Source organism: Kitasatospora sp. CB02891 (genome assembly GCF_002803145.1).
In the GTDB taxonomy this organism is placed as follows: Bacteria; Actinomycetota; Actinomycetes; order Streptomycetales; family Streptomycetaceae; genus Kitasatospora; species Kitasatospora griseola.
The window spans coordinates 343250-358183 of record NZ_NNBO01000003.1; the positions used below are offsets into that span (position 1 = coordinate 343250).

General features: G+C 72.1%; 6 protein-coding genes and 1 pseudogene. 4 read left to right on the forward strand and 3 right to left on the reverse strand.

Features of this window, described 5'->3' with window-relative positions; translation table 11 throughout:
- The first annotated feature begins 51 nt into the window (after window positions 1-51).
- Window positions 52-870 (forward strand): DUF4231 domain-containing protein, encoded by an 819-nt coding sequence (locus CG736_RS10355; RefSeq protein ID WP_198520427.1) that lies wholly within the window; start codon window positions 52-54, stop codon window positions 868-870.
- A complete protein-coding gene (locus CG736_RS10360) occupies window positions 867-3749 on the forward strand; it encodes an ATP-binding protein (RefSeq protein ID WP_100585879.1) in 2883 nt (960 codons plus the stop codon). Before CG736_RS10355 ends, CG736_RS10360 begins: the two co-directional genes overlap by 4 nt.
- 102 nt (window positions 3750-3851) lie before the next feature.
- On the opposite strand, the pseudogene CG736_RS10365 reads toward CG736_RS10360, so the two are convergent.
- Window positions 3852-4258, reverse strand: a pseudogene (locus CG736_RS10365) (PIN domain-containing protein).
- Window positions 4255-4527, reverse strand: coding sequence for a hypothetical protein (locus CG736_RS10370; RefSeq protein WP_100585880.1), 273 nt, complete (start codon window positions 4525-4527; stop codon window positions 4255-4257). Before CG736_RS10370 ends, CG736_RS10365 begins: the two are co-directional and overlap by 4 nt.
- 274 nt (window positions 4528-4801) lie before the next feature.
- Between CG736_RS10370 and CG736_RS10375 the strand changes: the two genes are divergently transcribed.
- The gene (locus CG736_RS10375) at window positions 4802-7840 is read left to right on the forward strand and encodes a bifunctional [glutamine synthetase] adenylyltransferase/[glutamine synthetase]-adenylyl-L-tyrosine phosphorylase (RefSeq protein ID WP_100585881.1); all 3039 of its coding nucleotides are present in this window, start codon (window positions 4802-4804) and stop codon (window positions 7838-7840) included.
- Window positions 7841-7863: 23 nt separating this feature from the next.
- Here the strand turns inward: CG736_RS10375 and CG736_RS10380 are convergent, their stop codons facing one another.
- Window positions 7864-8808 (reverse strand): phosphatase PAP2 family protein, encoded by a 945-nt coding sequence (locus CG736_RS10380; protein ID WP_100585882.1) that lies wholly within the window; start codon window positions 8806-8808, stop codon window positions 7864-7866.
- A 327-nt stretch (window positions 8809-9135) separates the two neighbouring features.
- On the opposite strand from CG736_RS10380, the gene pulA reads away from it, so the two are divergent.
- Window positions 9136-14667, forward strand: a complete 5532-nt coding sequence (pulA, locus tag CG736_RS10385; protein WP_100585883.1) for a pullulanase-type alpha-1,6-glucosidase — start codon at window positions 9136-9138, stop codon at window positions 14665-14667.
- Window positions 14668-14934: the final 267 nt, after the last annotated feature.

The following is a 14934-nucleotide window of genomic DNA, read 5'->3' on the forward strand; positions in this document are numbered from 1 at the left end:
GCCTGCCGGGCCGGGGTCCGGCTTGCTAGGCTGCCGCGCCGGGGGGTGATCATGGCCGGGCCGCGCGAGTTGCTGGTTGTGGAACACGAGGTGATCGACGCCGAAGCGGAAATCGATCAACTGATGTTCCGGAAGCGGTTGTCGATGCTGTGGGGGTTCGGCGGAATTCCGGTGCTGGTGCTCGGAATCGTCGCCGTCAATGTCTTCGTCGACTATTCGCGCCCCGGACAGGGCCGGATCGGGCTGAACTTCCTGCTCGGGGCCCCGCTCGCCTTCTCGCTCTTCATGGCGCCCACGATGTGGTTCGACCTGCGGGGGAGCCTGCTCGCCGCCCGGACGAAGCTGAAGAAGCTGGAATCCGAGCGCAGGTCGATCCTGGCGAAGCAGAACCAGGCCGTGGCCAGTTCGTTCCACGAATACCGCGAGTCGGTCGTCGAGATCCGGGACAGCTACCGGCAGGGCGCCGCGAAATACCGGAACCGGCACAACTTCTTCCAGGTCTCGGTCCTGGTGGGGTCGATTCTGACGTCGGTCTTCACCACGGCCTCGGCCGAGGACGACGGCTGGCGCTGGATCGCGGTGGCGCTGAGCGCGGCGGTGAGCATTTCGGCCGGCGTCATCACCTACTTCAAGTTCCGCGAGCGGAGCATGAACCTCCAGCAGACCTCCGATGCGCTCGACATGGAGATCCAGTCGCTGAACCTCGGGATCCGCCGCTACAAGCGCCTGCCGCCGGAGGACGCCGCGGCCTGCTTCGCCGAGGAGGTGGAGCGGCTGAAGGAGGAGCAGCGCAAGAAGGAACTCCAACTGGAACAGCCGCCCGAGGCCCAGCAGCGCGACGCCGCGCCGACAGGCGTGCTGGCCCCGTGAGCGGCGGCGGGCGGGCGCCCTCGCGGCAGGAGCTGATCCGGCGTCGGCGGCGCACCGGCTTCGTCGGCCGGCGCAGTGAACTGGCCACGTTCACCGAGGTGTTGCGGCAGGCGCCGGAGGACGCGACGCAGTTCCTGTTCCATGTGCACGGGCCCGGTGGGGTCGGGAAGTCCACGCTGGTGCGGCAGATGGAGACGGCGGCGCGGGAGGTGCAGGCCGTCACCGGGTACGTGGACGAGTCGGTGACCGACCCGGTCGAGGCGATGAAGTCTCTGGCCGGGCAGTTCGCGCAGCAGGGCGCCCCGATGAAGGCGCTGGAGCGGCTGCTGAACACGTACCAGCAGCGGCGCCACGAGGCGGACGCCGGTGTGGTGGAGGGCAGCCCCGCGCCGTCGCCGGGCAGTGTGATCGCCTCGCGGGTCGGCCTGGTCGGGCTGGGGCTGATCCCCGGGGTCGGGGCGTTCACCGGGGCGCTGGACGCGAATCAAGTCGCCGCCGGGGCCGAGCAGTTGAAGGGCGCGCTCAGCGCGAGGTTCCGCAGCCACGAGGACGTCCAGCTGGTGCTGTCGCCCGTCCGGGCGCTGGCGCCGGTGTTCCTCCAGGAACTGGCGGAGATCGCGCAGCGCCGCAGCTGGGTGGTGCTGTTCTTCGACACCTACGAACGCACCGGGCCGATGCTCGACACCTGGCTGCGGGACGTCCTGGTCAGCGACCGGTACGGCGAACTGCCCGCGAACGTCCTGGTGGTGCTCGCCGGGCAGGGGCGGCTGGACACGCAGTGCTGGGGCGACTGGCTGGACCTGGTCGCCGACCTGCCGCTCGACGTGTTCACCGAGACCGAGGCGCGCCAGCTGCTCGCGGCGAAGGGCGTGACGGACGAGCACGTCATCGAGGTGGTGCTGCGACTGTCCGGACGCCTGCCGCTCCTGGTCTCCACCCTCGCCGAGTCGCACCCCACGGCGGCCGCCGAGGTCGGGGACCCCAGCGGCACCGCCGTCGAACGCTTCCTCAAGTGGGAGACCCGGCCCGAGCGGAGGGCGGCCGCGCTGGCGTGCGCGCTGCCGCAGGAGCTGGACGAGGACGTCTACCGGGCCGCCGTGGCGGACGAGGACGCCCGGGAGCTGTTCGGGTGGCTGCGGTCGATGCCGTTCGTGATCGACCGGGCCGGGCGCTGCCACTACCACGAGGTGGTGCGGACGGCGATGCTGCGCCTGCAACGGCAGCAGTCGCCGGCGCGGTGGCGGCAGCAGCATGTGGGACTGGCGGAGGCGTTCGCCGGGTGGCGGACCCAACTCGCCTGTGATGTCGTGGAGTTGAGTGAGCGCTGGCGGGACGAGCGGTGGTGCTCGTACCGCCTACAGGAGACGTACCACCGGCTGTGCGCGGACCCGGATCGAGCGCTGCCGCTCGCGCTGCGGGAGCTGCTGGACGCGTGGAGCCACAGTACGGCGACGCTCCGCCGCTGGGTCCGGATGCTCGCCCGCGCCGGCCAGGACGCGGACGCCCGGGCGGTGCGGGACTGGGGCGAGCGGCTGCTCGCGGCGATGGGCGAACCGGAGGCCGGGGTGGCCGCGATGACGCTGCTGCTGTCGGGTACAGACCTCGACCGCCCGGGCCGGGCCGTGGCCCACCGGATGCGTGGCGTCGGGCACCTCCGGGCCGGTCGGGACGATCTGGCACTGAAGGACTTCGACCGGTCCGTCACCCTGGACCCGGACCAGCCGAAGTCCCTGCACAGCCGTGGGCGCGCCCTGGCCTTCGGGGGTCGGTACGAGGAAGCGCTGGTCGACCTCGACCGGGCGATCGCGTTGGACCCCGACCGCCCCGCTGCCTTCGCCACTCGCGGGGAGGCCCGGCGGCGGCTGCGGAACTACCCGGACGCGCTGGCGGACTTCGACCGGGCCGTCGAGCTCGACCCGAGCCACGGCTGGGCCCTCGCGCATCGGGCCGAGACCTACCGGAACCAGGGCCGGCACCGGGAGGCACTGACCGACTTCGACCGGGCCATCGAGTTGGACCCCGACTACAGCTGGGCCCTCGTCGGTCGAGGGCAGGTCCATCGGTGGCTCAGGCAGTTCGAGGAGGCGCGGGCGGACCTCGATCGGGCGATCGAGGTCGACCCCGGAAATGTCTGGGCTCTCATTGCCAGAGGGCATGTCCACCGGGCGTCGGGCCGGCACGAGGAGGCACTGGCCGACTTCGACCGAGTGGTCGGATCGGACGCCGACCTCGTACGGGCCGCCGGTGCGCGAGGGGCGACGTATCTGGCGACGGGGCGACTCGCGGAGGCCGTGACGGCACACAACCGCGCGGTGGAACTCGATCCGCAGTCCCCCGTCCACCTGGCGCGCCGGGCCAAGGGCCATCGGCTGCTCGGGCGGTACGAGGAAGCGTTGGCCGACTACGGTCGGGCCCTGGAACTCAACCCCGGTGACGTCTCGGTGGTCGTGGGACGCGGGCTGACGCTCCGTCTGCTCGGCCGCCACCCGGAGGCGTTGGCCGATCTCGATCGGGCGGTCGCCGGCGATCCCCACAGCGGCTGGTTCCACTACGAGAGGGCGGTGATCCTGCATGCCCTCGGCCGGCCCGAGTGGGACGCCTGCCTCGCGCGGGCCGTCGAACTCCTCGGGCCGGGCTGCTGCGCCGCGGACCTGGGCAACCTGGTGCTCGCCCACACCATGGCACCCGCCCCGGCCGAGGCCGCCCGCGCACTGGACTCGTTCCTGGAGATCACTCCGGACACCGGCCAGCTCGCCGAACTGCACATCGTGCTCGGTACGTTGGCCAGGTCGATCCCGTCCGTCGCCGCGCACGCGGCACCCCTTCAGCAGCGGCTGCTGGACGCGCTGCCGCCGGAGATTCGGGCGCGGATGAACTGATGACAACTCAGGAGTGGAGCCGGCCGCGGGGCTCGCCCGGGGGCATGGTGCGCGGTGGTGGTGGACGGCCGGTGAATGCGCGAACCGATCAGTCTGCGGTCGTCACACGTCCCTGATGGCCACGCGGTTCCCGCAGAGCTTCGACCAGTCGTCGCGGTCGGAGGTCAGTACCAGCACCGGGCCCCGAACCCGGAGTGCGAGGGAGGCGACGAGCGCGTCGATGGCGTACTCGTGCCCGTGCAGTCCGCCTGCGTCCCGAAGCAGTGCCACTGCGGTCAGGGAGTCCTCCGGGGTGACCGGCTCCACTTGGAGTCGGAGAGGATCCAGTGCAGGCGCGCCGGATCCGCCTTTCCGTGCACTGCTTCGACGACAGTCAGGGCGGATACGACGACAGGAACTCCGGCCTGGCGGGAGGCTTCAAGACGAGCCGCCATCCTGCGGTCGTTGCGCAGGAGCAGGGAGAGCGCCTGGGAGTCGAGCACCAGGGACCGGGCGGGCCGCTCCTTCACGCGACGTCCCGTCCGGCGTCCTGAGCGTTTTCCTCTCCGAACAGCTCGCGACGGGCTTCCTCGATCTCCTGTTCCGTCAGCGCGCCGTGGTCGGCCTCGTGCGAGGCGACGATTTCTGCGAGGCCGTCCATGGCGAGCCGGTGTCGGACCGCTTCGGTGATGTAGCTGGACACACCGCGGCGTCCGGCGCGTGTGCGGAGCTCGGCGATGAGGTCCGAGGGCATCGACACGGAGATGTTCTCGGTGGCTCCGGCGCGGGTGGGCTTCATGACTCCGAATGTGGCACAAGAACTATTACAAGCGGTGCAAAGGAACGGGGGCGGGCGGAGTCGGCCGGTCGCGGAGGAGGCGTTCCACGGGGCGTTCCGCGCAGTGGTGGAGGGCGGCGGCGGTGGGGAGGCCGGGAAGCGCAGCCCGGTGAGGGAGGGGAGTGGCGTCGCCCCCGGGCCGACGAGCGCGGCGGACGGTGCGTCACGGGCGGGGTACGGGGGCGGTGGGAACGTACGCTTCGGGCAGGGGACGGCCACGGGAGGTGGGACAGCGGTGGAGGAACGGTCCGGGAGCCGGGTCAGCCGGCTGGAGACCCGACTGGTGCGGCGCGGGTTCTCCGATCCCGACCAGGCGGTGCGGCTGCTCGACGAACCGGCGCTGCACGGGCTCGCCGCCGACCCGGTGCTGCTGGACGCGCTCGGTGCGGCCGCCGATCCCGACCAGGCGCTGTTCGGCCTGGCCCGGCTGCTGGAGGCGCTCGATCCGCACGAGCGGCACACCCTGCGCGACACCCTCACCGCCTCCAAGCCGCTGCGGGACCGGCTGCTCGGCGTGCTCGGCGCGTCCTCCGCGCTCGGCGACCACCTGGCCCGCCACCCGCGGGACTGGCACGCCCTGGTCAGCTTCGAGCTGCGCGACATCCACCCCGGGGCCGGAGACTTCCTCGGCGAGCTCGCCCGTCGCGTCCGGCCCGGCGGGAGCGAGGCCGACGCGCTGCGCGTCGCGTACCGGCGCTGCCTGCTGACGATCGCCGCCCGCGACCTGTCCGGCACCACCGACCTGCCGCAGACCGCCGCCGAACTGGCCGACCTGGCGGGCGCCACCCTGCAGACCGCGCTGGACCTCGCCGCCGCCGAGGACCCGGATGCCGCGGCCGCCTGCCGGCTGGCGGTGATCGGCATGGGCAAGTGCGGCGGCCGGGAGCTGAACTACGTCTCCGACGTGGACGTGATCTTCGTCGCCGAGCCGCGCGACGGCGTGGACGAGCAGCGGGCGATGCAGGCCGCGACCCGGCTCGCCGCGCACCTGATGCGGCTCTGCTCGGACACCACCGGCGAGGGCGTGATCTGGCCGGTGGACGCCAACCTGCGCCCCGAGGGCCGCAACGGCCCACTGGTGCGCACCCTGGCCAGCCACCTCGCCTACTACCGGCGGTGGGCCAAGACCTGGGAGTTCCAGGCCCTGCTGAAGGCCCGCCCGATCGCCGGGGACGCCGAGCTCGGCCGGGCCTACGGCGAGGCCGTCGCCCCGCTGGTGTGGGAGGCCGCCGCCCGCGAGCACTTCGTCGCCGACGTCCAGCAGATGCGCCGCCGGGTGGTCGACGCGATCCCGGCCGGAGAGCTGGAACGGCAGCTGAAACTCGGCCCGGGCGGCCTGCGGGACGTCGAGTTCGCCGTCCAGCTGCTGCAGCTCGTGCACGGCCGGAGCGACGAGAGCCTGCGCAGCGGCAACACCCTGGAAGCGCTTTCCGCCCTCTCCTCCGGGGGCTACGTCGGCCGCGCCGACGCCGCCTCGCTGGACGGCGCGTACCGCTTCCTGCGCACCCTCGAACACCGCATCCAGCTGCACCGGCTGCGCCGCACCCACCTGATGCCCACCGACCCCGACGACCTGCGCCGACTGGCCCGCAGCATGGCCCCGCTGATCAACGGGGACACCAGGGACGACCCGGTCACCGCGCTGCAACGCGAGTGGAAGCGGCACTCCGTGGAGGTGCGCCGACTGCACGAGCGGCTGTTCTACCGCCCGCTGCTCGACGCCGTCGCCGAACTGCCGGTCGCCGAACTGCGGGTCACCCGCTCCGGCGCGGCCGGGCTCACCGCCGAGGCCGCCCGGCAGCGCCTCGCCGCGCTCGGCTACGCCGACCCGGCCGCCGCGCTCCGGCACATCTCCGCGCTCGCCTCCGGCGTCAGCCGCAAGGCCGCCATCCAGCGCACCCTGCTGCCGGTGCTGCTCGGCTGGTTCGCCGACTCCGCCGACCCGGACGCCGGCCTGCTCAACTTCCGACAGGTCTCCGACGCGCTCGGCGCCACCCCCTGGTACCTGCGGCTGCTGCGCGACGAGGGCGCGGCCGCCGAACAGCTGGCCCGGGTGCTGTCCGCCGGCCGGCTGGCCCCCGACCTGCTGCTGCGCGCACCCGAGGCGGTCGCCATGCTCGGCGACTCCACCGGGCTGGCGCCGCGCAGCCGGGCCGCGCTCGAATCGGAGATCCTCGCCGCGGTCGGCCGCGCCGCCGGCCCGGCGGCCGGGGTGGCCGCGGCCCGGTCGGTGCGCCGCCGCGAACTGTTCCGCACCGCCGCCGCCGACCTGCTCGGACGCCTCGACGACGACCCCGCGACGGCACTGGACGCCACCGGCGAGGCCCTCACCTCGATCACCGCCGCCACCCTGCAGGGCGCGCTGCGCGCGGCCGTCAACGGCTGGGAGGACCGGAACGGCGAACTGCCCACCCGGATCGCGGTCATCGGCATGGGACGGTTCGGCGGCCACGAACTCGGCTACGGCTCCGACGCGGACGTGCTCTTCGTCCACGAGCCGCGACTCGGCGTCCTGGAGGAGGACGCGGCGGGCGCGGCGAAGGCCGTGATCGGCGAGCTGCGCACCCTGCTCGCCGCACCCTCCGTCGAACCGCCGCTGGAGGTCGACGCGGACCTCCGCCCGGAGGGCCGCAACGGTCCGCTGGTGCGCACCCTCGCCTCGTACGCCGGGTACTACGCCCGCTGGTCGCACGCCTGGGAGAGCCAGGCGCTGCTGCGGGCCGAACCGATGGCCGGGGACCTCGACCTCGGGGCGCGGTTCCGGGACCTGATCGACCCGCTCCGCTACCCGGGGGCGGGCGTTCCCGAACGCGACCTGACGGAGATCCGCCGGATCAAGGCCCGCATCGAGGCGGAACGACTGCCCCGCGGCGCCGACCCCACCACCCACACGAAGATCGGCCGCGGCGGGCTGGCGGACGTCGAGTGGACGGTGCAACTGCTGCAGCTGCAGCACGGGCACGAGATCCCGGGCCTGCGCACCACCCGCACCCGGGCGGCGCTGGCCGCGGCGACGGCGGCCGGCCTGGTGGAACGGGAGGACGCGGAGGTCCTGGACGCCGCGTGGGTCCTGGCCTCCCGGGTGCGGGCCGCGGTCATGCTGGTCCGCGGCCGGGCGGGGGACAGCTTCCCGGGCGACGCGAGGGAGCTGGCGGGCGTGGCCCGGTACCTGGGGTACGGGGTCGGGCACTCCGGGGAGCTGCTGGACGACTACCGTCGCGTGACGCGACGGGCGCGGCACGCGGTGGAGCGACTGTTCTACGGCGCGGAGTAGGACGGGCGCTCCCCGGATGTTCCCTACGCGGAGACCTTCGTGTCCCAGGAGACCGGAACCGTCAGAGCCCGGTCCGAGGCGTCGTCCGGGTCGCGGGGGAGGCGGTAGACCCAGTTGTGGTAGATCAGGCGGGCCGCGACGAAGCCGATGAAGAGGCAGATCTCGCCGCCGACCGCGTCCAGCCAGAAGTGGTTCGCGGTGGAGATGATCACGCTGAGGGTGACCAGGGGGTAGGCGAGGCCGAGGACGCGGACCCAGGTGCGGCGGGCCAGGAAGAAGATGGTCAGGCCGCACCACATGGACCAGCCGATGTGCATGGAGGGCATGGCCGCGAACTGGTTGGAGACGTGTGCGCCCGCGCCGGAGGCCATGGAGCCCCAGGTCTGGTGGACGGTGACGGTGTCGACGAAGCCGGCGCCCATCAGCCGGGGCGGGGCGAGCGGGAAGAAGTAGAAGCCGAGGAGCGCGATGCCGGTGGTGACGAAGAGCACCGTGCGGGCAGCGGCGTAGCGGCCGGGGTGGGAGCGGTAGAGCCAGACCAGTACGCCGATGGTGACGATGAAGTGCAGGGTGGCGTAGTAGTAGTTCATTCCGACGATCAGCCAGGTGACCGAGTTCACGGCGTGGTTGATCGAGCGCTCGACGGCGATGCCGAGGGTGTGTTCGAGGTTCCAGACCCAGTCGGCGTGCTTGTGCGCTATCGCGGCCTGTTCGGGAACGGCGTTGCGGACCAGCGAGTACAGCCAGTAGCTGATGCCGATCAGGGCGAGTTCGAAGAACAGGTGCGGGCGGCGCGGGGTGCGTCGCTGTTCGCGCAGGCGGCCGCGGAGGCCGGTGGCGGGTGGCTGGGCGACGCGGGTGGCTCCGCCGGGCTTGCGGGCGGTGTGGTCCGTGCCCGGGTCGGAACCGCCGCGCGTGCTCTCGGCGCGGTCGGCGCCGGCTGCGTGGATCTCGGTCGGTTCCCCCATGGACGAGAAGTCTGCCAGACGAGGTGTGGCCGCTTGCTCATCCTCTGGTCGGGGATTCTTCACCGACTGTCCCCCTACGGGGGTAGGGGTCGATCGGTTCTCGAGGCGCATGCGGTCCATTGTGTCGCGCGGGTTACCGGGGGTCGAACCGGGGTCTCGTTCGTGCCCGGACGCCGCGGGGGAGCGGAAAGCGCCCGTAGGGGCTCAGGTCACGACTCGGTATGACTCGCGCCTGGAAGGGCTTTCGCATCTTGCTGAAACATCTTGCAGGGCGCTAGGTTCCACGCCACCCACCCTGCCCGAGCGCCTCAGAGGGAGAGCCCTGCCGTGGCCGACGCCCAAGCCCGTTCCCCGCGCCGCACCACCCCGTACCGCCGTCCCGGACGGACCTCCGTCCTGGTGGCGGCCTCGCTGATCGCCGCCACGCTGGGCGCCGTGCCGCTCGCGTCGGCCGCGCCGTCCGCTCCGCCGGCCGCGCCCTCGGACGCCTCGCTGGCGGCGACCGCGGCCCGGCACGACCTGACCCGGGAGCAGTTCTACTTCGTGCTGCCGGACCGGTTCGCCAACGGCAGCACCGGGAACGACGCCGGCGGGATCACCGGGGGCCGGCTGGACAACGGCTTCGACCCGGCGGACAAGGGCTTCTACCACGGTGGTGACCTGCAGGGCCTGATCGACCGGCTGGACTACATCCAGGACCTCGGCACCACCGCGATCTGGATGGCCCCGATCTTCAAGAACAAGCCGGTGCAGGGCACGGGGGCGGACTCCTCGGCCGGCTACCACGGCTACTGGATCACCGACTTCACCCAGGTCGACCCGCACTTCGGCACCAACGCGCAGCTCAAGGAGCTGATCGACAAGGCGCACCGGCGCGGCATCAAGGTCTTCTTCGACGTCATCACCAACCACACCGCGGACGTGATCGACTTCGCGGAGGGCGGCTACGACTACCGCTCCACCGGCGCCTATCCGACGTTGGACGCGGACGGCAACCCGGTGGACGAGACGGCGGTCGCCGACGCGCGGGCCCAGTGGCCGAGCGTCTCGAAGGACTCCTTCCCCTATACCCCGGTGTTCCGGAGCCCGGCGGACGCGACCGCGAAGACCCCGTCCTGGCTGAACGACCCGGCGCTCTACCACAACCGGGGCAACTCGACCTTCGTCGGCGAGTCCGCGACCGAGGGCGACTTCTCCGGCCTGGACGACCTGGACACGCAGAACCCGAAGGTCGTCGCGGGGATGGCGAAGATCTACCAGCAGTGGGTGGCCGACACCGGGGTGGACGGGTTCCGGATCGACACCGTCAAGCACGTGAACCTGGCGTTCTGGGAGCAGTGGGCGCCGGCGCTGAAGCAGTTCGCGGCCCGGCAGGGCAACAAGAAGTTCTTCATGTTCGGCGAGGTGTACTCGGGCGACCCGGCGGTGACCTCCCCGTACGTCACCAAGGGCAAGCTGCAGGCGACGCTGGACTTCGCGTTCCAGGAGGCGGCGCGGAAGTACGTGTCGCAGAACGGTTCGGCGAAGGCGCTGAGCGAGCTGTACGCGCAGGACTACCGCTACACCACGGCCGACACCGACGCGTACGAGCTGCCGACCTTCCTCGGCAACCACGACATGGGCCGGTTCGGGTCGTTCCTGCGGAGCGACAACCCGGGGGCGTCGGACCAGGCGCTGCTGGCCAAGGACCGGCTGGCCAACGAGCTGCAGTTCCTGACCCGCGGTCAGCCGGTGGTCTACTACGGCGACGAGCAGGGCTTCACCGGCGCGGGCGGCGACAAGGACGCCCGGCAGGACATGTTCGCCTCGAAGACCCCGTCGTACAACAGCGACCCGGTGATCGGCGGCGCGTCCGGTTCGAAGGACCGGTACGACAAGGACGGCGCCCTGTACCAGGGCATCGCCGGGCTGGCGAAGCTGCGCAAGGACAACCCGGCGCTGGCGGACGGCGCGCAGGTGGAGCGGTACGCGGCGGACGGGCCGGGCGTGTACGCGTTCTCCCGGATCGACGCCAAGGACCAGGTGGAGTACCTGGTGGCGGTGAACAACGCGGCCGAGGCGAAGACCGTCACGCTGGACACCTTCTCGGCGGGCATGGACTTCGACGGCCTGTACGGGTTCCAGGGGAAGGCCACCAGCGGCGCGGACCGCAAGGTGACGGTGACGGTGCCGGCGATGTCCTCGCTGGTGCTGAAGGCGAAGCACAAGTCGGCCAAGCCGGCGGCGGGCCCGTCGATCACGGTGAACGCGCCGGCCGACGGCTCGTACGGGACGGTGGCGCTCGGGGCGAGCGTGCCCGGCGGCGGCTTCGACCGGGTGACGTTCGCCGCGCAGGTCGGCAACGGGCCGTGGCAGACGCTGGGCACGGCCGACAACGGGGTGTACCGCGTCACGCAGGACCTGGACGGGGTCGCGCCGGGCACGGTGGTGCGGTTCAAGGCCGTGGTGCAGGACTCGGCGGGCCGACTCGCCTCCGCGAGCGGGCAGTTCACCACCGGGCAGCAGCCGCCGACGCCCGCGCCCAGCGCGGTGTCCCGGCCGTACGCGGTGGTGCACTACCAGCGGCAGGACGGCGACTACGACGGCTGGAACCTGTACACCTGGGGCGACATCGCCGACGGCGAGGGCACCACCTGGCCGGACGGGCACGGCTTCGTCGGGCGGGACGCGTACGGCGCGTTCGCGTACGTGAAGCTGAAGGGCGGGGCGTCCGACGTCGGGTTCGTGGTGGAGAAGAACGGCGTCAAGGACGTCGAGCAGGACCGGCACATCGACATCTCCGCCACCGGCGAGGTGTGGATCAAGGAGGGCGACCCGACCGTCCGTCCCGCGAACCCGGACGGCGCGCAGCCGGTGCCGGAGGGCAGGGCCGTGATCCACTACCGGCGCGCCGACGGCGACTACGACGGCTGGGGCCTGCACGACTGGACGGGCGCGGCCACGCCGACCGACTGGGGCAACCCGCTGATGCCGGCCCGCAAGGACGCGTTCGGCGCGGTGTTCGAGGTGCCGCTGGCGCCGGGCGCGACCAGCCTGAGCTACATCATCCACAACGGCAACGACAAGGACCTGCCGCAGGACCAGTCGCTGGACTTCGCCGTCTCCGGCCGCGAGGTGTGGATCATCGGCGGCCAGGAGGGCCACCTGCTGCCGCAGGCCGCCGGCGCCTCCTCGCAGCTCGACCCGGGCTCCGCGAAGGCCCAGTGGATCGACGCGAGGACCGTGGTGGTGCCCGCCAACTACGGTGCGGCGGACCCGCAGCTGAAGGGCGGCACCAGCGCCCAGCTGATCTACGACCCGGCCGGCGGGCTGAGCGTCGAGCAGGGCGTGCTGTCCCGGCCCGGCCACTGGATCCGGCTCACCCCGGCCGCCGGCCTGACGGACGCCCAGAAGGCGAAGTTCCCGCACCTGGCGGGCTACCGGGCCTTCACCGTCGACGCGCGCGACGCCGGCCGGATCACCGACGCGCTGCGCAGCCAGCTGGTCTTCGCCGAGCACCTGCCGAACGGCGCGGCGCTGGCCGCCACCGGCGTGCAGATCCCCGGCGTGCTGGACGACCTGTACGCGGGGAAGGCCGCCGAGGCGCAGCTCGGCCCGGTGTACACGGGGCCGGGCCAGGGCAACGGCCGCAACCGCAAGGTGACGCTGTCGCTGTGGGCGCCGACCGCGACCGAGGTGGCGGTGCAGCTGTTCGACCGGGCGAGCGGCGGCACCCCGAGGACCGTGCCGTTGAAGCGCGACGAGGCGTCGGGCGTGTGGTCGTTGACCAAGGACGCCAAGGACCTGGACGGCAAGTACTACCTGTACCAGGTCAAGGTGTGGGCGCCGAGCGTGCAGAAGGTGGTCACCAACACCGTCACCGACCCGTACTCGACGGCGCTGGCCGCCGACTCCAAGCGCAGCCTGGTCGCCGACCTGTCGGCCGCCGCGACCAAGCCCAAGGGCTGGGACCAGCACCGCAGCCCGGCGGCGATCCCGGCCGTCAAGCAGCAGATCCAGGAACTGCACGTGCGGGACTTCTCGGCCGCCGACACCACCGTGCCGGCCGACGAGCGCGGCACCTACCTGGCGTTCACGCAGTCCAGGTCCGCGGGCATGCAGCACCTGAAGGAGCTCGCCGCGGCCGGGGTGACGACCGTTCACCTGCTGCCGACCTTCGACATCGCCACCATCCGGGAGAACCGGGCCGACCAGAAGCTCCCCGCCTGCGACCTGGCCGCGCTGCCCGCGGCGTCGGAGAAGCAGCAGGAGTGCGTGGCGGCGGTGAAGGCCGACGACGCCTACAACTGGGGCTACGACCCGCTGCACTACACCGTCCCCGAGGGCTCGTACGCCACCGACCCGACCGGGACGGCGCGCACCGTGCAGTTCCGCGAGATGGTGCAGGCGATGCACGACGCGGGCCTGCGGGTGGTGCTGGACGTGGTGTACAACCACACCGCGGCGGCCGGGCAGGACGAGCACTCGGTGCTGGACAAGGTCGTCCCCGGCTACTACCAGCGCCTCAGCGACAGCGGCAAGGTCACCACCGACTCGTGCTGCGCCGACACCGCGCCCGAGCACGCCATGATGAACAAGCTGGTCGTCGACTCGGTGGTCACCTGGGCCAGGCAGTACCGGGTGGACGGCTTCCGGTTCGACCTGATGGGCCTGGACCCGAAGTCCACCATGCTGGACGTGCGGTCGGCGCTCGCCGGACTGACCCCGCAGAAGGACGGCGTCGACGGGAAGAACGTCTTCCTGTACGGCGAGGGCTGGAACTTCGGGACCGTCGCCAACGACGCGCGGTTCGTCCAGGCCACCCAGGCCAACATGGCCGGCACCGGCATCGCCACCTTCAACGACCGGATCCGGGACGCCGGGCGCGGCGGCAACTTCATGCTGTCCTCCGCCCCGCAGCAGGGCTTCGCCTCCGGCCTGTACACCGACCCGAACGGCTCGCCGGACAACGGCGCTCCGGCGGACCAGAAGGCCCGGCTGCTGCACCAGATGGACCAGATCAAGGTCGGCCTGACCGGCAACCTGGCCGGCTACGCGTTCACCGACTCCGCCGGAAAGGCCGTCACCGGCAAGGGAGTCGACTACAACGGCGCCCCGACCGGCTACGCCGCGCAGCCCGGCGAGGCGGTGGAGTACCTGGACGCGCACGACAACGCCGACCTGTACGACGCGCTGGCGTTCAAGCTGCCGCAGGGCACCTCGCCCGCCGACCGGGCCCGGATGCAGGCGCTCGGCCTGTCGCTGACCGCGCTCGCCCAGGGCCCGGGGTTCGCCCAGGCCGGCAGCGACCTGCTGCGCTCGAAGTCGCTGGACGCCAACTCCTACGACTCCGGCGACTGGTTCAACTCCGTCAACTGGGACTGCAGGCTGGGCAACGGCTGGGGCCGCGGCCTGCCGATGGCGGCCGACAACCAGGAGATGTGGGCCCGCGACAAGCAGCTGCTGGCCGACCCGAAGCTGCGGATGGGCTGCAACGAGACGGGCGCGAGCACCGCCCTCTACCAGCAGTTCCTGAGGATCCGTCAGTCCTCGCCGCTGTTCGCCCTGTCCAGCGCGGCCGAGGTGCAGCGCCGGCTGTCCTTCCCGCTGTCCGGCACCGCGGGGGAGAACCCGGGCGTGATCACCATGCACCTGGACGGCACCGGGCTGCCGGGCGCGGAGAAGGGCCTCACGGTGGTCTTCAACGCCACCCCGACCGCGCAGAACCAGACCGTGGCGGGCCTGAGCGGCACCGCGCAGGCGCTGCACCGGGTGCAGGCCGCGGGCGCCGACCCGGTGGTCCGGCAGGCAGCCTTCGACCCGGCCTCGGGGACCTTCACGGTGCCGGGCCGGACGGTGGCGGTGTTCGTCCAGAAGTAATGGTTCCCCGTCGGTAACAGGGGTCTCACCTTCGGGTGGGACCCCTTGCGAGTTGGCCGAAAAGCATCGGTCGGCCCGACCGAACGTCAGGTTTACCGTGACGCCATCCCAAATGCCGGACCATGGAGGGCCCTTGGGCGTCTTGTAGGGCGGTCATAAATGAGTCAATCCGTGGCATGCATCTGTCATTCGCGGGGTGTTTGCTGCCACGATTCCCCTCGCTGCGAAGACGGGTAGCCCCACTTCCTGCCGGTGGAGCCCTCCCCA